The 19,434-nt window shown below is 40.1% G+C and carries 14 protein-coding genes and 1 riboswitch; of the genes, 4 read left to right on the top strand and 10 right to left on the bottom strand.

The genetic code is table 11. The features are described 5' to 3' along the window. Positions 1–31: 31 nt before the first annotated feature. Positions 32–283 (bottom strand): hypothetical protein, encoded by a 252-nt coding sequence (locus tag IE222_RS04880; RefSeq protein WP_191270300.1) that lies wholly within the window; start codon positions 281–283, stop codon positions 32–34. Between the two features lie 370 nt (positions 284–653). Here IE222_RS04880 and tagU point away from each other — a divergent pair, with 370 nt between their 5' ends. Beyond that, a complete protein-coding gene (gene tagU, locus IE222_RS04875; RefSeq protein ID WP_191270298.1) occupies positions 654–1,577 on the top strand; it encodes a polyisoprenyl-teichoic acid--peptidoglycan teichoic acid transferase TagU in 924 nt (307 codons plus the stop codon). A 47-nt stretch (positions 1,578–1,624) separates the two neighbouring features. Here the strand turns inward: tagU and IE222_RS04870 are convergent, their stop codons facing one another. The 4 genes from IE222_RS04870 to IE222_RS04855 all read right to left on the bottom strand — a co-directional run bounded on the left by IE222_RS04870 (position 1,625) and on the right by IE222_RS04855 (position 11,372). After that, positions 1,625–4,660, bottom strand: coding sequence for a S8 family serine peptidase (locus IE222_RS04870; protein ID WP_191270296.1), 3,036 nt, complete (start codon positions 4,658–4,660; stop codon positions 1,625–1,627). Between the two features lie 171 nt (positions 4,661–4,831). After that, complete coding sequence (locus IE222_RS04865; protein ID WP_191270294.1) at positions 4,832–6,358, bottom strand: Ig-like domain-containing protein; 1,527 nt, start codon at positions 6,356–6,358, stop codon at positions 4,832–4,834. A gap of 194 nt (positions 6,359–6,552) precedes the next feature. Further along, a complete protein-coding gene (locus IE222_RS04860; RefSeq protein WP_191270292.1) occupies positions 6,553–10,833 on the bottom strand; it encodes a 5'-nucleotidase C-terminal domain-containing protein in 4,281 nt (1,426 codons plus the stop codon). Positions 10,834–11,234: 401 nt separating this feature from the next. After that, the gene (locus IE222_RS04855; protein ID WP_191270290.1) at positions 11,235–11,372 is read right to left on the bottom strand and encodes an FbpB family small basic protein; all 138 of its coding nucleotides are present in this window, start codon (positions 11,370–11,372) and stop codon (positions 11,235–11,237) included. A gap of 218 nt (positions 11,373–11,590) precedes the next feature. On the opposite strand from IE222_RS04855, the gene IE222_RS04850 reads away from it, so the two are divergent. Further along, positions 11,591–12,202, top strand: coding sequence for a hypothetical protein (locus IE222_RS04850; protein ID WP_223282580.1), 612 nt, complete (start codon positions 11,591–11,593; stop codon positions 12,200–12,202). A 418-nt stretch (positions 12,203–12,620) separates the two neighbouring features. Here IE222_RS04850 and IE222_RS04845 read toward each other — a convergent pair whose 3' ends face one another. Continuing rightward, positions 12,621–13,928 (bottom strand): UDP-glucose dehydrogenase family protein, encoded by a 1,308-nt coding sequence (locus IE222_RS04845; RefSeq protein WP_191270286.1) that lies wholly within the window; start codon positions 13,926–13,928, stop codon positions 12,621–12,623. Positions 13,929–14,317: 389 nt separating this feature from the next. Next, the gene (locus IE222_RS04840) at positions 14,318–14,461 is read right to left on the bottom strand and encodes a hypothetical protein (protein WP_191270285.1); all 144 of its coding nucleotides are present in this window, start codon (positions 14,459–14,461) and stop codon (positions 14,318–14,320) included. Between the two features lie 229 nt (positions 14,462–14,690). Between IE222_RS04840 and IE222_RS04835 the strand changes: the two genes are divergently transcribed. Continuing rightward, positions 14,691–15,746 carry a multicopper oxidase domain-containing protein gene (locus tag IE222_RS04835; RefSeq protein WP_191270283.1) on the top strand — a complete coding sequence of 352 codons (1,056 nt, stop codon included), beginning with the start codon at positions 14,691–14,693 and terminating at the stop codon, positions 15,744–15,746. A 35-nt stretch (positions 15,747–15,781) separates the two neighbouring features. Here the strand turns inward: IE222_RS04835 and IE222_RS04830 are convergent, their stop codons facing one another. Next, positions 15,782–15,970, bottom strand: coding sequence for a hypothetical protein (locus IE222_RS04830; RefSeq protein WP_191270281.1), 189 nt, complete (start codon positions 15,968–15,970; stop codon positions 15,782–15,784). Between the two features lie 50 nt (positions 15,971–16,020). Next, positions 16,021–16,105: riboswitch (cyclic di-GMP riboswitch) on the bottom strand. A 244-nt stretch (positions 16,106–16,349) separates the two neighbouring features. On the opposite strand from IE222_RS04830, the gene IE222_RS04825 reads away from it, so the two are divergent. Beyond that, complete coding sequence (locus tag IE222_RS04825; protein ID WP_370465013.1) at positions 16,350–17,045, top strand: M15 family metallopeptidase; 696 nt, start codon at positions 16,350–16,352, stop codon at positions 17,043–17,045. 275 nt (positions 17,046–17,320) lie between these two features. On the opposite strand, the gene IE222_RS04820 is transcribed toward IE222_RS04825, so the two are convergent. Together IE222_RS04820 and IE222_RS04815 are read right to left on the bottom strand one after the other, a co-directional pair. After that, entirely contained in the window at positions 17,321–18,508 is a 1,188-nt protein-coding gene (locus tag IE222_RS04820) for a toxic anion resistance protein (protein WP_191270277.1), read from the bottom strand. Continuing rightward, a complete protein-coding gene (locus tag IE222_RS04815; RefSeq protein WP_191270275.1) occupies positions 18,505–19,161 on the bottom strand; it encodes a 5-bromo-4-chloroindolyl phosphate hydrolysis family protein in 657 nt (218 codons plus the stop codon). The genes IE222_RS04820 and IE222_RS04815 overlap by 4 nt, the downstream gene beginning before the upstream one ends. Between the last annotated feature and the right edge of the window lie 273 nt (positions 19,162–19,434).

Below are 19,434 nucleotides of genomic sequence, written 5' to 3'. Positions count from 1 at the left end.
ATATATAATGGCTGGTAACTTTTTGAGTTTTTTAATCAAGCTTAACTGCGTGCTTAATCGTCTTATCACTATTTATGTCAAAACTGTATTTTATATGTTTATTTGCAGTATTAATATTACTTGAGGGATAAAATTGTTGGATTTTGAATAACTTCTTCCCTGTATAAATCTCTGCATATGTAATTTTCCCGAGACCGTTTATGTGATATTTCGTATTCCCTTTCCCTACGACTTTCGCAGGAACTGTCTTGGCATTATGATGTTTATAAACAATCGCAGCCAAATCATAATCACCTATTGATTATACGGAATATTTCTTCTGATAATCGTCTGCATAAATGGCTTTTTATCATAAAGATTCCCTTTAAAAAAGTGTCCAACCTTCACCTATTCCCCACCCTTATTTTACAAGTTTACATTTTTCTATTATTCTAGCAAAAAAAACCATATATTTATATAGATTTTACTATTATAGGTTTTGAAATGATTATATAAAATGTCTAAAGCCCTATATCTTTTTATCGAAAGTCAAAAAAACTTTTCCAGTTCCTCCAATAATTTTTTAGCACTTTTTCAAATATATGTATGAAACTTCGACGAAATCTGCTATTCTATTACATGTGTTTGACATTTTATTTTGGAGGAAAAAATAAATGAGGTCTGAAAAAAAGAAGAAAAGAACATGGCTTCGTGTTACTGGAATTATAATTTTATTACTCGTAATCGGAATCGGAGGTTATGCCTTTTCAGTCTATAGATCACTAACAAATGCAGTTGATACGATGCACCAACCTATAGATCGAAAGTCTGATAAACGTACCGAAGAGGTATCTTTACAAAATAAGCAGCCTTTTTCTGTACTGCTTTTAGGTGTTGACCAGCGTAAAGGTGACAAAGGCCGTTCAGATACGATGATTGTATTGACTATTAATCCTAAATTAAATTCAGTTAAAATGTTAAGTATTCCACGTGATACCCGTACTGAAATTGTCGGCAAAGGGACGATGGATAAAATTAACCATGCCTATGCCTTTGGTAATGAAGAAATGTCGATGAATACAGTGGAACATTTCTTGGACATTCCGATTGATTATTATATTAAAGTGAACATGGAAGGTTTCAAGGATATCGTTGATGCAGTTGGCGGTATTACCGTTAACAACGATTTAGATTTCTCTCAAGGCGGTTACCATTTCCCTAAAGGGGAAGTCACTTTGGATGGTAAAAAAGCTTTAGCCTATACCCGCATGAGAAAACAGGACCCTTCAGGTGACTTCGGCCGCCAGCACCGCCAGCGTGAAATTATTCAAGGTGTTTTAAGAGAAGGGGCAAGCCTTTCCTCATTAACCAAATATCAAAGTATTTTTGCCGCACTTGGCAATAATGTAAGAACGAACCTAACGTTTGATCAAATGATGAATATTCAAAAGAACTATAAGAGCGCTGCCGGCAGTGTAGAACAAATGACTATTAAAGGAAGCGGCTCAAAAATCAACGGGATTTATTACTACATCGTTGACGATGCAGAAAAGCAGCGATTGCATGATGAATTAACAGCACAATTAGACGTTAAATAATGAAATAAAAACTCTGCCTTACATTTAGTTAGGCAGAGTTTTTATTTTTAGAAAAAGTCCCATTCATCAATTTGGTACCAATATTTGTTTCCTAATCCATCTTGATATTTAATAACATAGAATAAATAGTCTGTAGTGGGTTTTGTATAGGTAATCGTATTGACCCCTGGTTTTAAAGTGTATTTCATTAGATCAAGCTGTGTGCTTCCAGAATCGTCCTCATACACATAAAGTATCATTGTTACCTGTTGTGATGTGTCAATGTTCAAGCTCATGCTATCATGATAAAATCTGGATTCAGATACATTATTAAATGAAACCCCATGAGAATTTAGCCAGGATGGGTTGTCGCTGGAGCTCATTTTTCCCTTAACACTAAATTTCTGTCCAATGGCATTTTCCCCTGTAATTACAAAATAATAAAAGTCATCATACTCCTCATTCCCATTTTCATTTTTTCCATCCCAGCGGAAGTATTGATTGCCAGCGTTCATAGGCTCATCCTTCTTGATGGTTTGCACCTTTTCATTACTCTGATTAAAGATTTCTATTGTCACATTCCCTGGATTAGACAAATGATAATAGACCTCACTGGCAATAGTGGAATGTACGTTCAGTGTTACAATTGAAGGATAACTGATGACTATTTTTGCTAATTCGACAAGAACATTTCCTTTAAAAGTTTGAGAAAGACTATATTTATCGGTCACTTCAATTTTAAACTGGTAATCCCCGTCCGGAACTGGTTCAAGCTTTTCATTTGTTCCATCCCACTGGAAACTATTTTTCCCCGCTGATTCGGCTGCATCCACTTTGATATTCTTCATAAGGTTGTTACCTTGATAAATACCCACCGTCACCTTTCCAGGCTTAAGCAGCTGATATTCAATAGTCAGTGGTGTGTTTGTTTTTACATAAAAGTCCTTATCGGCCTGAATCGTCGGGATCCGCCAATCCTGCAGTGAAAAACGCAAGCTGCTCATTGTCGTTGTGTTCCCAGCAATGTCTTTCGCCTGAACAAAATAGTAGTATTTCCCTTCTGGTACTAGTGTACCTTTATCGTTTTTCCCATTCCAACTGACGTTAACAGTACCTGGTTTAGATTGTTTGTTCAGTAATTTTTTGATGATTGTTCCCTTGTCATTTTTTACATAAACGATCAGACTTGAGGCTTCTTTTAATTCTATTTTAGCAGCATGGTTCGTCTTATTATCCATCTTAAATAAGGTTGAGCTTAGCGTAAGCTTTGCCCCAGGACGAACGGTATCCACCTTGATTTGAACCTTCTTGGATGCTCCTGCTTTATTATGGCTGTCAATAAAAGACATAACTAAGCTATATACTCCATCTTTCACCGTTTTCCCTTTTGCACTCATGCCATTCCACACAATGTGATGCTTACCCGCTGCTAACGATTTCTTATTTAGAATCGTGTTCACGTTTTTTCCAGATTGATCTTTGATCACAGCATTTACCTTCACTTTTTGCGTTAACTCGTAAGGAATGGTAATTTTCGTGCTTGCTTTTGGTGAGAAGGTATAGGTGCCTGACACCAATATAGCAGCTTTTGTATGATTGACGACTTTAAGGCTTGCACTTTTGTAAACTGAAGCCTTGCCGTTTGTCACTTTTACTTCTACCTTGTAGGTTCCTGATGGTACAAACTTTTTATTGTCGTTTTTTCCGTCCCAATAGAGAGTGAATTTCGTGCTGGCAGTAGCTTTATTAGTGACGACCTTTCGTATGGTTGTACCCTTTGAATTTTTGACAGTTAAAGAAATCTTGCCATTCCCAGCTGTTTTAAAGGAAATCGCCGATTTATTTGTACCCTTCATTGTATACGTCTTTGGTACGGTTATGCTGGAAATTGGTACTGGAGTGTTCGAAACCGCCTTATCAGCATCGATTCTTCCATAACCGTAGAAGGAGTCCCATCCTTTTGTTCCAAGGTCAACAGTGGATTTTCTTAAAATGCCTTCTACTTGTCCAGGACTTAAAAATGGATTTCTCGAGCGGACAAGTGCCGCGACTCCTGACACAACCGGTGCTGCCATAGACGTCCCGCTTTCATAAGCAAAGGAATTTCCCGTCACGGTAGAAAAAATATTAACTCCAGGTGCTGCGAGATCAATATATTTGCCGCGATTGGAAAAATAAGCAATCTGATCTCCGTTTGTCGTAGCGCTTACCCCTAAAACAGCTTCGCTGGCAGCTGGATAGACAGGTAAATAACTGCCATCATTACCAGCAGCAGCAATTAGTAAAACGCCTTTGGATTTTGCATACTTAACAGCCGTTTCGATAGTGTCGCTGTATCTGTAACTTCCCAAACTCATATTAATAATATCTGCACGATGGTCGGCTGCATATTTGATTGCTCTCACGATGGATTCAGCTGTAGCTTGTTCACCCGTAAAAACATTGATGGGCATGATTTTAATGTTTGGAGCAATCCCTGCAATTCCTGTTTTATTAAAGCTTGCTGCGATAATTCCGGCGACATGGGTTGCGTGCAATTGTGCAGGATATGAGGAACCACCGGTCACAGCATTGTAGGGTTTAACAATTTTCCCCTTCAGATCCGGATGAGTCTGCTGAACACCGTCATCAATTACCGCAACCGTGATGGCGGATGAACCCTTTGTTTTATCCCAAGCTTTTGGCGCTTGAATTTTATCCAGATACCATTGCTTTGAATAGTTTGGCTCATTAGGTATATAGGTTTTGGTGAATTTATAGTTTGGCTCTACCAAAGCAACCTGTTTATTAGTTAATAGCGTTTTAGCGATGTTTTTCAACTCCGCTCCGCTAGGCACTTTAACAATGGAAAAGTCGCCGTTCAATAATTGTGAATCCTCTTGGGCGTTTGCTTCTTTGAGAATACTTGAGCGTTCCGCTGAAGTTGTTTCTGGTTTAAATTTAACAATCAACTCTTGCTCAACAAATTCCTTCTTATCCTTAAATAGAGTATCAGGATTAATTTGTTTAGACTGGATTGTAACTTCATTCGCCATTGCAGGTGATGTCATACATATTATGCATAGAAAAAATAGGATAAATGACCATATCGATTTTGGCCCCACTTGTACTCCCCCGTTATGATACTAGTAAATTGGAATTCTATTAATTTACATTCTAGCATGTTCAACATTTGTTGCGGCAGATGGTAAAAAATTTATTCTTATTGAAAATTGCCTAAAAAAAGTCCCCTGCCAGGATCCATAATCGGCCCTAGGGCAGGGGTTTTGATAGGTTTAGTTTGTTACCTCTTCAGCTGCCGCTTCAATTGTTTTTGATTCACTTTGTTCACTTACATTTCCGGCCTTATCGGTTGCTGTAACGGTGATAACAGTTCCAGCCTCCACATCCTTAATTTCCACAATGAAGTTACGATCCGCTGCTGTTTTACCTGTTGCAATTGCTTTGCCGCTTGCAAAAACGGTGATTATCGATCCAGCTTCTGCTGTTCCTTTTACCTCAGTTGTTGTAGCAGAGGTTACCTGTGGTGCCTCAGGAGCGGTTTTGTCAGCGACTTTTACAGTTTTCACTGTTAAATTTCCTGCTTTATCCTTAACGCTTACCTTAATAGTTGATTCGGCTTTTTGCATTGGTATCACAGCTTTGTAAGTTCCTTTCGAATCAACAGATTTTGCTGGGTAACTCTTAGAACCAATAGTCACATTAACAGATGCTCCTGCTTCTGTTTTTATAGTAACTCCTGTCGATTGATCTGAAACTGGCTCAATAGAAACAGATGGTGCTGTTTTGTCAATAACAGTTACACTTCTAGTGGCTTTATTACCCGCTTTATCCTTTGAAACGATTGTAATTTTTGTACCTGCTTTTTGTTTATTAGACAGTGTTACATTGAAATATCCATTTGATTTAGCTTGGGTATTCTTTGTCCACTTTCCGATTGAAACTGTTACATTTGCTTTTGCTTCTGTTTTTACAGACACTTTGTTATCTTTATCTGAAATTGACTTAACAGATAAAGATGGAGCTGTTTTGTCTAGAACTGTTACACTTTTGGGTTTACTTACGTTTCCTGCTTTGTCCTTAGCTGTAACGGTAACTTTTTTACCAGCTTTTTGCTTTGGAATTTTAATTTTAAAATTCCCTTTCGTATCTGCAGTTTTGCTATATTTCTTTGAACCAATTACAACGGTTACTGTTGCTTTGGCTTCTGTTTTTCCAGTTACATATATTGACTTGTCAGAAACGGTATTGACTTTCGATACTGCTGGAGCTTTAATATCAATATTTTTAAAATATGAAGCGGCCAGCTGATTAAATGTTTTTTTGGAAGTCGTGATTCTGACTTTCGTCCCAAGGTTTACCTTTGAAAATAATTCACGAACCTCCTTGTTATGCATCCTGATACATCCGCCAGATATGTATTTCCCAATCGAGCTCTCATTATTATTACCGTGAATGGCGTAAGTTGTCCCCCATGTTCCCCTTGCATTTAAACCCATCCAGCGATTTCCTAATGGATTTCGCGGGTCGCCGCCTTTAATCCCACCTGTATAGTAGGGACGATTGACGATCTTATTGACAATTTTAAATTCTCCTTCTGGGGTTAAGCCTGGCGTTCTTCCTGTTGCCACTGAGTATGTTTTTACTAATTTACCATTTTCATAGAATGCAAGTTTATTAATCTTTTTATTAATGATAATTAATTGCTGTTTTGTACTTGCCTCTGCCTGTTGCGCTTGCGGAAAGGACATAAAGGTTAAAAATAAAACTATTAAACTAATAACAATGCGTTTTAACACCATTGACACCCCTCACATGTTTCCATTTATTTCAAAGATAACACAATCGTAAAATTTGTAACACTATTTTCACATCAAAAATTTCGCTATTTTTTTACATATTATCACTGCTAAAATGATAGATTTTCGGGGTTTAACGACCAAAAAAAGGGCCCTATTTCAGGACACCTCTCTCAATTCAAATGGTTTACTAGAGTCTAAACAGCTTTTCCGTTACCTTTTGGAGTCTCTGCTTGCAGCACTCCGTTTTCGTCAAAGAGGTACCATTGACCCTTAATCTTCACCCAGCCGGTTTGCATTACGCCTTTATTGTCCAGGTAATAATGTTTACCTGAAAGCTCTAACCAGCCGGTCTGCATAATTCCGTTTTCGTCAAAATAGTAGCGTTTGCCGTCTATTTCCTGCCAGTTCGTCTGCAATTCACCGTCTGAATTAGCATAGTAGTCTTTACCTTTCACTTTAGTCCAGCCGGTTTGCATTTCACCCTTGTTGTTAAAGTAATAATTTTTGCCTTCTACTTTGGCGAAACCTGTTAGCCTATTTCCATCGGCATCAACGTAATAGCGTTTACCGTCTTTATCCTGCCAGCCGTCCTTTACAACCCCATTAGCATCAAAGGAATAGCTGACACCGTCGATGACAATATTGCCTGTTTGCCTTGCCCCTGTTGTTGAATCGAGATAATAGGTCTTGCCATCTAACTCAAGCCATCCAGTAACCTTATTACCTTTTTCATCAAGGTAGTACCATGTGCCATTGATCTCAACCCAGCCAGTTTTGATTTCGTCAGCTGCAATAATTCGTTCTTCCACTTTTGGTGCAACTGGGCTATTAGTTCTAATATAATCAGTTAAAATCTCATAGTCGACAATAAGCAATTCATGAATGCGTCCATCATCTTTTGCCTTCTTGAACATTGTGAAGCCGTCGCCGCCGTCAGCTACGAAGGCATTGGTCGCAACAGAGTATGTCTTCTTCAAGTCGATTGGCTCATAGCCGTCAGCTGTTTTTACATTTACTTCCCAGACTCTGTCATAGGCTTGCTTATTCGGATCGTACTTAAATTGCAGCCCGGATACCTGCATGAACTGGCCCGCGCCGCTTTCTACCCTACTGACACTGTGCTCAAGGGCATCCCAAATTTCTTGTCCTGTCAGATCAAGCGTCACGAGTAAGTTAGCGAATGGCATTACCGTATGAATATGGCCTAGAGTAACATCGCCCTGTGGAATCGAAGCACGAATACCGCCGCCATTTTGCATCGCAATTGTAGTGTTATTTTTCAAAATTTCGTTAGCTCTTTGAGCCATTGAATCGGCAATCAGGTTGCCAAGGTTGGTTTCTTTGTAGCGGACATTGTTTCGTTCGCCGTCAAGGAATACATCTGTAGAACCTACAACTGTCTTTTTCAGTTCATCTAACGGAACCTTTAATTCATTTACTTTTGCTAATGCCTCTTCGTCTGCGGCATATTCGTTAGTATTAAAGTTAAGAAGCTTGCCGTCTTGGGCTGTGACTACACCGTTTTCGTCAAAGCTAACATCTAGAACCCCTAAATAGTTCAGATATTCGTTTGCCTGGACAATGACTGTTGGTTCTGCTTTTTCCATCACGACTGGTTTTTCCAGCTTCGTATGGGTATGTCCGCCGACAATAACGTCAATGCCGTCCACTGCCTTAGCCAGCTCTTGGTCTGGACCATAGCCTAAGTGGGATAGGACAACAATTTTGTTAATGCCTTGTTCTTTTAGTGAAGCAACAGTTGCTTTTGCTTTTTCAACAGCATTTTCAAAAACAACATCTTTTGAAGGGTTAGCAAGAAAAGAAGTATCCTCGGTTGTTAAGCCAAATATACCAACTTTTTCACCGTCTACCTCTTTAATGATAGCAAGATAAATATTGCCGCCTTCAGGTGCTGCACTGATTTCATTTTTGAACAATGCCCCTAGAACAGGGTCCTTCGTTACATTTACATTTGCCGATACCATCGGGAATTTCATGTCTTTGATAAAGTCAGCCAGGACATTTGAGTCTTTGTCAAATTCATGGTTTCCAAATGTCATTGCATCATATTTAAGATTATTCATGAACCATAAATCGGCTTTTCCAAGGTATTGATTGAAGTAAAGCGTACCAGAGAATACATCGCCTGCATCCACTAGCAAGGCTTTAGGCTTTACTGCACGTACTTCTTTTACAGCCGTTGTCAGCTTCGGATATTTTTCCACATTGGCATGAGAATCGTTCACGTGCATGATAGTCAGGTCAATTGCTTTTGGTCCTGGCGGTATCACTTCGCCCTTCAGGTCAATCTGTGCCATAACCGGATCATGGTCACTGACTCGCCCATGTGCCTCAACAAACGGGGAGTTGATGTGGACGATATCGATTTCCGAACGATCGGCCAGGTTGTTGGAAACAAGCATATGATCAAGCACCTGTGAGTTTCCTTGATAGTTATAAGTAAATCTCTCTGTTGCCGGAACTTTTTCGATTAAGTTTGTTAATTCATTTCCTTTTAGTTTCGTAAGCGGATTAGAGAATTCAAAGTCATTCAAATCGCCGAGAACAACAATGTTGGCATCCGTGTTTTTACTTTTTACATCTTGGATAAAGTTGTTCACTACGCCGGCAATCTTCATTCTTTGAGTTTCACTGCCAAGTGTAGGAGGCTGATTTTTCCCAAAAATCGGCTGATCGCCGCCCTTTGAGTTAAAATGATTAGCAATAACAATAACATCTTCACCATTAAAGGTGAACTCAGCGGCCAATGGTTTACGGCTCGATTGAAATGCCTCATTTGTTGGATCAATTCTGCCAGGGTTTAGAGTTAACGAATCGTTTTCGTAGCCGACAGCCTGTGTTGCTGTTCCTTTTGTGCCAGGCTTTAAGCTGACGCGATCCGGATTATAGATGAATCCGACACGGATGTTGCCGTTTGGCGCCCCGCCGTCTTGATTTTCGACTGGTGCAATATCCGTCCAGTTATAGGCTGGACCGCCGTTAGCTTTAATCGCATCAATCAAAGCTTGGTAGTTTTGCGATGCGTCGGTCCCTCCAGACGATTCGCCGTTATTATCCTGGACTTCCACAAGCCCAACGATATCTGGGGTGTTTAAGTTTTGAATGATAGACTTAGCGATTTTGTCTGTTTTAGCCGTATCTGCCTTTGTATAGTTTTCCATATTGTAGCTGGCAACCGTCAGCTTGTCCTCATTTTTTACAAGGTCTGTAACTTCCTGCTTATAATCGCTTTCGACCAATGGCGGAAGGTCTGCCTTATTGGTTAATAGTTTATAGTTTTGAAACGTATAGGTAATGACACCTGTTACTGTACCGTCAAAGCGATCGCCTGTTTTTGAAACAAAATTTCGGTCGCCGAATAACAGATGAATCCGTTCAGGATTCATGTTTTCCTTCGTAATTGGTACTCCGCCCGGTGTCGTGTAGGTCTTGCCTTCCACTTTCCCGGCGATGACCGGAATTTCACCGTATTTTTGAGGAGCGACAGCTGTTGGATTTTCCACTGCTACCCGCATTCCTTCAATGCTTTCATAAAAATCAATGCCATCTTCTTCAGGATCGAAGTTGGCGAACTTATCATTATCTACAACTTGAGCTGGAATTTGGATGTCTTTTCCAATAACGAGTGCTGGCGGCAGTTCTTGGCCGCTTTTATGGACTGTAACGCTGCCCGTATTTGCATCTATTTCTGTGGTAGCTAGGTCTGTTTGCAGCATGTCGCTGTAGCCTTCGAGAATCCACTCTTTTACAAGACCATTGACGGATACAAGGTCACCAACTTTGACACCGTGGGTCTTTTTGTAAACGAGAATTCCTTCAGATGTTTTCGGGTTGTTATCAGGATTTGGATCCTGAATATAGAAATTGCTGCCGTCTTTAACAAATGTGACTACACCAGTGACACCTGTGACATTTTGTCCCTTATACGGTGAGTCATGGGTTTCACCTTGGATGGCACTGATTTTGATGCCATCGGTTGGGACTGGCGGCGGGTCACCCGGATCCCCTGGGTCACCAGGATCGCTGCCTTCCGTGAAGCTAATGGCGCTCGGTGATTTTAATCCCGGCACGGTAAAGTAAGTTTCCAGTGAGCCGGTTACTAAAACCTGTTTTCCAATATTTCCAGGGTTGGTCATAAGTCCAAATTGTGCCCGATATCCGGATGTTAATTGTACCGGAAGAAGTTTTGTCGTATCTTTTTCCGTTGGACTGTCGGCAATTGCAAAATTATAGTCATCCTTAAATGGTGAATTAAAGTTATATGATTTAGTACCTGTTGCGTGGGCTACAATATACCCCTTCACTGTCGCTGTTCCAGAGTTGTTCGCAATCGCTTGGGCTACGGTTATGTAGTTTTCAGCGGCGCTCGCATGGTGAAGGTAAGGTAACACGTAGCTTGCAAGCAGTGTGAAAATAGCAGTGAAAATAAACAATTGTTTTTTGAAAAACCTCATCCTCTTCCCTCCTGTTTTCTATAAAGATTGTAAAACCGGACTCATTCCTCCTCTATTAGGTTTTTTACCAGGGGTTTTAGACGTATAGACAAATAGACGTTCCAAACTTCTTATTAAGAAGGTTCTATGTTTTCGTGTGTTAAACTTTCCCCTTGGACCCCCCTAGAATTGGCCTATCCACCTATATTTTAGTGTATATTTTTTGCTTAATCTACAATATTTAGCACTATTTCCATCCACGCCCATCCGACTAAATACCTAAAAAGAGACAGGTTTACGAAAACTTTACAATAAAAAGACTCAGCTGAGATAAGCACGGATGATGTTTAAAAAAAACAAAAAGGAAACCTAAGTTGTTGTAGACTGGTTTCCTTTTTGTTGGGAATTACAATAATTTCCCTTTATTTAGTTAATTGCAGTTCTTTATTATGTTTTTCGTCAATCTTCTTTTCGATCCTCGCTAGCTCCTTCTTATTTGAAAGAATCTCCTTTTTATTGTTATTAATCAAAATTTGCATATTTACATGTTGCTTTCTCAAATCTAACCTTCCCTTCGTGTAAGTATTTGTCGATTATTTTTATATTTTAAATATATCACAAGATTGTGAAATAATAAACAATTTTGTATTTATACTTATCACTATGACTTTTGGTTATTGTTTTTTCAAAATATCCCCATAAATAAATGGTGCTTTTGTCTTGTTTTGTAGTAATATATTATTAATTTCCATTAATTGAGTAGATAGGGAGTGCTCCTATGTTGACTCCTTCCCAGCAAAAGGTGAAACAAGAATTAGATGAGTTAAAGGCAATAGGTTCATATAATCATGGTAGTGATATGAATTTTCCTAGGACTGAATTACCAGCCTCTAAAAACCGTGTTTATTTTTCTATTGGACTAGTTTTGTTTCTGGTAGTCATTTCGATTGCTGCTTTGTATTTTTCAACTCCGTCCCAAACAAAAATTAGCAGCTATTTAACGAAAGAGCAGCAATATAATAGAAAGAGCTTGAAACTTTTTAATGATTTTGCCGAGAAAACTAGTGGTGACCTCGAATCCGATGTGTTAAAGCAGGCATCCTTAGTTAAGAAGGCGGATGATTTGAGCGCCCCCTCAGGTTTTGAAAAACATAAGCTTGATTTCATCGACGTGATGCAACATCGATTGGACATTCTTACATATCTATCTGAGAATAAGCAGGCGGACACCTTGCTGCTGAAAAAATTGCTTATCGAATTGGATGTGAAACAGGAGCTTGCCCAGGACAGTCTATTGAAAGCCTTTGATAGAGAAGAGATTCAATATGAGGAACATGTTGATGGGGCGTTTCGGTATTGGATAGGGAAAAAATCTTTTCGATATGAGTAGTAAAAATGTTGGATTGGGAGTGTCCCTATAGAGAAGGGAAGTTCCCTTTTTTATTTGCTCTGCTTTTTAGAACTTGTTTTTACCAGCGGCCTTCTTTTGTACCCTGCTCAGGCAATAAAACTCACTTCTTTTTACCCTTGAATCCTCTTCGTTACACCGCCCGGGCAATATAAACTGCTTCTTTTTACCGTTGAATTCTATTCTTGACATCACCCGGGCAATAGAACACAAATTCTTTTTACCGGGGCCCCACTTTACTGACCTCACTCGGGTAATAAAAATCCTTTATACTGCTTGAAATCTGATGACTGTCCACCTGGAATGGACAAATGTCCATAAATGGTGTCAGGCACCATGTGAAAATTTCACATGGTGCCTGACACCAAAAACTGACACCAAAAAACAATTCCTATTTCCTCTAATGATTTGCAAATCCAGTATAGTGGAACCCTAATGCTTCGACAACTGCCTTGTCGACCATGTTTCTTCCGTCAAAGATATATGGTTGTTTCATTAGTAGTTGGATGGCCATCCAGTCGAGTTGTTTGTATTCATCCCAATCGGTGCAAAGAATGACAGCGTCGGTGCCTGACACCGTTTCTGCTACTGTTTGCAGCTGCTGGCAGTGTGGACCGATTGGCAAACCCGTGGTCCCTTCTTCAAGTTTGACTATAGGGTCGTGCATTTTAATATTGGCTCGTTCTTTTAATAAATGATCGATTAACACCAGACTTGGTGATTCTCTGGTATCATCCGTATTAGCCTTAAAGGATAATCCAAGAACAGCGACGGTTTTCCCTGCTAAATTGCTTCCAAGTCCCTGTTTGATTTTATCCAAAAGATAAAGAGATTGTTCTGCATTAACCTGCACTACCCTCTCTAAAATAGTTAGCGGAATTCCATTGGCATTCGCTGTTTGCAGCAGGGCGTTCACATCCTTCGGAAAGCATGAGCCGCCGTAACCCATACCCGCCTTTAGAAAGTGAGGGCCAATCCGCTGATCAAGTCCAATTCCCTGTGATACATCGTCGACATTAATGCCCAGACGGTCGCAAAGTCTCGCTAGCTCATTGATATAGGAAATTTTCATTGCTAGAAAAGAATTGGCAGCATATTTTATCAATTCAGAGGATTTTGGATTCGTTTCAATGATTGGGCATTGGAAGCCCTGATACAATTCCCTCATGATCCCCCTGGCTTTTTTACTTGTTGTACCGATGACAATTCGATCAGGATTTAGGGCATCATAGAGCGCTGAACCTTCACGCAGGAATTCGGGGTTAGAAACGACATCAAATGGTATGGGCTCCTTTTGGCAGGATTTTATCCACTCTGTCACTAATTGTGCTGTCCCCACCGGCACAGTACTCTTTGTTACGACAACTTTATACTCTTTCATATGCTTCCCGATGGATTGGGCAACATTTTTTACATAGGTAAGATCAGCGCTTCCATCTTCCTGCTTTGGAGTACCGACACAGATGAAAATAACGTCATTCTTTTTGATGGCTTTATTCGTATTATTTGTAAAAAGGATATTCCCTGCTTGAACATGCTTCGATAGCAGCTCCTCAAGTCCTGGTTCATAGAAATGTAATTTACCAGCATGCAAAGCTTTGAGTTTCTGTTCATCAACGTCTAATCCGGTTACTTGGTGACCCATTTCGCAAAAAATTAGTCCAGTAGTCGTCCCAACATAACCTGTTCCGACTATTAAAATTCTCACAGCTGACTATTCCCCTTCCTCATCACCTAAAAAATACCCGTCCGTTTTCAGTTAGAACTAGTAATAATGTATTCTTAAGTGCAAGTAGAGGAAGGTTGTCCACTCTAGAAAGGGCTCTAAACAAGCCTTTGGTGTCAGGCACCATGTGAAATTTTCACATGGTGCCTGACACTTCTAAATATCAAACTGTTTTCCTAGATTTTTTACAGGGTTATCCACAAGGTTTACGTAATTGTTAACAAAATAGTTTGAATACCCACAAAGTTATGAACATTAAACGTAGATTGTTCTACATTTATTTTTATATCAGGTTGGTTATCCACAAAGCGGTGTTGATTATCCACATTTTTCAGAAAATTCTCCACAACTGCAAATAAAGGAACCTATTGTTATAGGTCCTTTTCTGATTGTGAGGCTTCATCTTGCTTATATTTTTCTACAATCTCTTCCAACTCACCAACATCCCCATTTGCGTTCATAATTTCAATAATTTGATTCAAACCTTCACTTGTTTGATCTGTGTTTTTTTTCATTATGTCAGCCCCCTTATTTATTAATAGAATAGCCCAATTTTTAAGGATTTATCACCATTATTACCGTTCTCACGGTACTTACAATAGATTGCTCACCAGTTCACAAAGTGTTCACCAACCCCCTGCTTTTCAGTGACCTGCGTCACTAGGATAGTTTTCTAAAAAATTAAAATAAAGGTGTAAACAATAAAAAAATTAAAATTTAGGAGTTATAGTGGAGGGAATTAGGATGAGAAGGTTGACAAAGATTGCAGCAGTTATGGCTACATCTGTCATGTTGTTAAGTGCCTGTGGAAATGTGGATAACCTTTCTGTTGATAAAAAGGTTGAAGCTCAAGCACCAACTAAGAAGGACACACAAGTTTTTGCCCCTCATGAACATCTGAATCAAAAACCAACTCCCGTGAAAATACAAAGAATTGGCGAACACGAAGTAAATGTCGAAATGACCTCACAAATTACAGATATTGAACTTGCTAAAGGTGATATGTATAAGGCTTGGACGTTTAACGGTGAAGCCCCTGGCCCAGTGATTGTTGTCAATGAAGGCGATAAAATTAATTTCACCCTAAAAAATATGGATCCAGCAATCCCACACAGCATGGACTTCCACGCTGTCCATACAGCACCATCTAAAAATTTTGCGAATGTCATGCCTGACAAAACCGGCACATTTAGCTACCCTGCTAACAACCCTGGAGTATTCATGTATCACTGCGGTACAAAGCCAGTACTTGGACACATTGCGAACGGAATGCACGGGATGATTATTGTAAAACCTAAGAATGGCTATCCAACCGATTCTAAAGTTGATCGTGAATACGTTGTCATTCAAAATGAATGGTATAAATACAATGACATGGATGATATGACAAACGGCGTTCCAAAATACGTTGTCTTTTCTACAAAGGCTTTAAAAGATGGCGATATGAATACGAACGGAACAGTTGGCGCCTTATCAGATCACCCGCTGCTTGCGAAAGTCGGCGAGAAAGTTAGATTCTATGTTCTAAATGTCGGTCCAAATGAAGTTTCTAGCTTCCACGTAGTAGGAACCATGTTTGATGATGTGTATGTCGATGGGAATCCTTATAACCATATGAAAGGTATGCAAACGATTATGCTTCCTGCTAGCGGAGGGGCGGTTGTAGAATTCACCGTTACCGAGGAAGGCAGCTACCCATTTGTTACCCACCAATTCAACCATGCCACTAAAGGAGCTGTTGGAGCTCTGAAGGTAACGAAAGACGGTAACGATGACGGCAGCGAGGTAATGTCTCACTAATACTGGGTGTTTTTCAAAAAAGCGGCGCCAGGACTTCATAGTCCTGGCGCTACTTTGGTTGATATCCTTGTTCCAAGTTCCACAGCCTTGCTGCTATGGTACACAGCTTTTACCTTTAACTTGATTCGTAGTTCATCACATAGGCAATCCTGCTGGAGCAGTTCGTTATGGCGCTGTTGCAGGATATGATAAAAATATTTCCCTTTTAATAGCATTTTCAACACAACAAGCCCTCCTCAAATTTAACATATACATAAATCGCGGGAGTTTCGTGTTCGATAACAGGCGAGCATCGTCAGAAGACTTTAGCCCCTATAGCTTTGCGTCCCCATTTTTCAATAGGTTTGCCATTTCGTACGATTTATGTGTTTTTTTTAAATATAAGAAACTCAGTTTCAAAATAAAAGGGTCTAAAGTCCCAGTATGATTTGATTCTCAATTTACAGGACTTGGGAAAATTCTGATTTTTGGGTTTACTTATAGATTGTAGGTTTTAAAGTTTATGAACATGTCGATGATAGGAACAAGAGTGATTTTTTTAAAAGGATGTTTTTCATGAATAAAATTCATTTTGTTCTCATCTGTTTTATTTTATTGATAGCTATGCTCGCAGGCCCCCTTTGGAAGAAGGATACTGCCCCTGACGATGGCGATACGGCCATTCCTGTAAATAAGAACATGGGCGGCAGTAATCTTGATTCTATTAGTGTTGTAGCCAATCCGGAGAGTATTCCGGTGCTGGTTAACAAGAAGAACAAGCTTCCAGAGAATTATGAACCGAATGATTTGGTAGAACCTGATATTGAGTTTATTTTTGCGGAAAAGTCGGATAAACGAAAAATGCGCGCGCAGGCCGCCGCCGCAATCGAAGCGCTATTTGCAGGTGCTTTGGAAGATGGAGTGAAACTGCTTGGTGTCTCAGCCTATCGCTCACATGCCACACAGGAAATTTTATTTCATTACTATGTTAGCCAAGATGGCTATGAAGCTGCACAAAATTACAGCGCCAAACCTGGCACAAGCGAGCATGAAACAGGGCTGGCAATCGATGTAACCGGCGGTGATGGATCGTGCGCTGCGGAGGACTGTTTTGGCGGCAGTATCGAGGCTGAGTGGCTCGAGTCCCATGCGGCCGATTACGGATTTATCATCCGCTACCCGAAAGGAAAGGAAGCAATAACCGGCTACCAGTACGAGCCATGGCATCTCCGCTATGTTGGCAAAAAAATCGCTGGTCAGATTGTGGAACGCGGGATTACTCTGGAGGAATACTACAAGGTCGTTCAGGTTAGTAAATAAGGTTATTTTCATTGGATTGCTTGATTGAAAAAACAACTAATCGATGAATTTTGATGAGCAGTTCCTGGTGCTTTTTCTACAAATGTAGGCGGGTACCGGCAAATTTTAAATTTTCCTCCTCAACTTTGCCTGCATTTAAATTTATATCTGCGAGTTTTCAGGATATATCTGCGGGTATTGCAAATATATCTGCGAGTTTTGAGATTATATCTGCGAGTTGGTCAATCGATAAGCTCAACAATAAAAAGCCCCGCTTTTACGGCGTGGGCTTTTTGTTATTTTCCTTTGATTTCTAATAGTTTGAGCCGGAGTTCGTTTTCCATGGATGCAAGGTCTTGTTCGGCGAGGCGGCGCTTGTTGCGGCCTTCTTCTTGAATGCGCAATGTTTCTTCTAACGTGCTGATTAGGTTTTCCTGGGTTTTCTTGAGTGTTTCAATATCCACGAGGCCGCGCTCGTTTTCTTTGGCCGTTTCAATAGTATTCGTTTTTAACATTTCCGCGTTTTTCAACAGCAGCTCATTGGTCGTTTTAGATACCTGCTTTTGTGCTTCTACTGCGTGCCGCTGACGAATTAACGTCAAAGCAATCGCGACTTGATTTTTCCAAAGCGGAATAGCCGTGACTATGGACGACTGAATTTTTTCTACAAGCGCTTGGTTCGTATTTTGGATCAAGCGGATTTGCGGCGCACTTTGAATGGTGATTTCCCGGCTTAGTTTCAAATCATACAGGCGTTTGTCCAAACGGTCGGCAAATTGAATCATGTCACTGACCTCTTGGAACTTCATTTGGTCTTGTGATGCTTCCGCCTGCCTTTTCAGCTCTGGGATAATCTTTTCGTGCATTTCTTCAAGCTTAATTTCCCCTGCGGCAATATACACATTAAGGGCATGAAAATATTCTTTATTGGTTTCATAGAGCTGTTCCAGTAATTTAATATCAGATAATAGGACGTTCTTGCTGCGGTCGAGCTTGACGCTGATGCGGTCAATTTGCGCACCAGTTTTCTGATATTTGGAAAGCGCCTCCTGGAGCGAGCCGGATATTTTTCCAAACATCCGCGCAAACAAGGAAGGCTTCCCTTCCTTTAATTCATCCGGATTTACCTGATTTAAGTGTTTCATTAAATCGTTGATGATATCCCCAATTTCACCGACATCTTTTTTCTGGACATGTTCAAGCATGGTATGCGAGAAAGAGAGCAGCTTTCCTTGCGCTTGCGTGCCGTATTGGATCATCGCCTGATGATTGGTCGGGTCAATTTGCTCAGCAATCTGGTAGGCCCGCTGCCGGTGCTCTTCCGGAATCACTTCAATTAATTTCACAGGCTTTGCTTCCGCTGTTTGCGGTGATTGCTGCCTTTTTGGCTCAAGCTCAAATTGGTCGTCGCCAAATGGATTGGCCAAAATATCGTTCAATAAATCACCTGATTGTTTATTCAACATCGGATTGTTTTCGCTCATTTTAACCACCTATTTTCTTCAGGAAATTTCAAATCCTTTTGTTTTTTGATTGTATTTTTTGCTACATCAATTTCAAAATTTAAATAATCCACATCATCGGAAACTACCCGGTACAGGTCGTCTTCCAAGACCTTTGTCATTTCATTCAGCGTTTGCCGCGTGTCGATGAGGGATTGATTGATCTCCAGGTTTTTTTTCGGCTGGGCGGCTAGGAAGCTGTATTTTTCCGTCAGCTCCACAATGGAATCAAGGTGTGAAAAATAAAACGGCTCCGCCTGGTAAAATCGCTTTGGCTCCTTTAAGGCCATTTTTTGGATTTTCTTGGTGATACGGAGAATGTCAATCCGTTGTTTTACGGACGAAAGATCGCGAATGGAAAATAACGATTTATTAAGGCGGCGGATTTTTTTGTTGGCTTCCGCTAAATTTTTCCTAATGTAACGATATTCCTTCCTAGTCAGTTGATGTTTTTTATAAAAATTTCTGTCCATGACGATGGAAAGGACAAAATGAACGGCAACCCCGCCTGCTATAGCATACGCCAATGACGGCAGGAAGTTTTGCCCGAATATAAAAAAGCTGACTAATCCTGTTAACACCGTGACAGGTACAGCTACAAACGATCGAATCAGTAACGACACAATTGGGTTCATGGTAATCGACTCCTAACTAACTTATGAAGTGAAACTTACTATATATACGAACCATACAAGTGAATGTTTCAATTTCTTTAAGATAGGATCGCATTATGGTTCAGGTAATGCGAGCTTTGGCCCGCTACACTACAAAGTAATTTCCACTTACTTACTTCCACAATACACTAAAAAACTCCTGCTTACCATAGACCTCAAACGGAAGATTTCTAGGACTTAAGACGTAGTGATGCAGTTAACGGTGTCAGGCACCATGTGAAATTTTCGCATGGT

This window comes from Neobacillus kokaensis (genome assembly GCF_014656545.1).
GTDB lineage: Bacteria > Bacillota > Bacilli > Bacillales > Cytobacillaceae > Neobacillus > Neobacillus kokaensis.
The sequence above is the reverse complement of the archived record's forward strand: the minus strand, read 5'-3'. Positions and strand labels throughout refer to the sequence as shown.

What these genes read in the sequence shown, in the direction of transcription:
- tagU (WP_191270298.1), top strand. Translation starts at nt 654, where the DNA reads ATGAGGTCTGAAAAAAAGAAGAAAAGAACATGGCTTCGTGTTACTGGA.
- IE222_RS04865 (WP_191270294.1), bottom strand. Translation starts at nt 6,358, where the DNA reads ATGGTGTTAAAACGCATTGTTATTAGTTTAATAGTTTTATTTTTAACC.
- IE222_RS04860 (WP_191270292.1), bottom strand. Translation starts at nt 10,833, where the DNA reads ATGAGGTTTTTCAAAAAACAATTGTTTATTTTCACTGCTATTTTCACA.
- IE222_RS04850 (WP_223282580.1), top strand. Translation starts at nt 11,591, where the DNA reads ATGTTGACTCCTTCCCAGCAAAAGGTGAAACAAGAATTAGATGAGTTA.
- IE222_RS04840 (WP_191270285.1), bottom strand. Translation starts at nt 14,461, where the DNA reads ATGAAAAAAAACACAGATCAAACAAGTGAAGGTTTGAATCAAATTATT.
- IE222_RS04835 (WP_191270283.1), top strand. Translation starts at nt 14,691, where the DNA reads ATGAGAAGGTTGACAAAGATTGCAGCAGTTATGGCTACATCTGTCATG.
- IE222_RS04825 (WP_370465013.1), top strand. Translation starts at nt 16,350, where the DNA reads ATGCTCGCAGGCCCCCTTTGGAAGAAGGATACTGCCCCTGACGATGGC.
- IE222_RS04820 (WP_191270277.1), bottom strand. Translation starts at nt 18,508, where the DNA reads ATGAGCGAAAACAATCCGATGTTGAATAAACAATCAGGTGATTTATTG.
- IE222_RS04815 (WP_191270275.1), bottom strand. Translation starts at nt 19,161, where the DNA reads ATGAACCCAATTGTGTCGTTACTGATTCGATCGTTTGTAGCTGTACCT.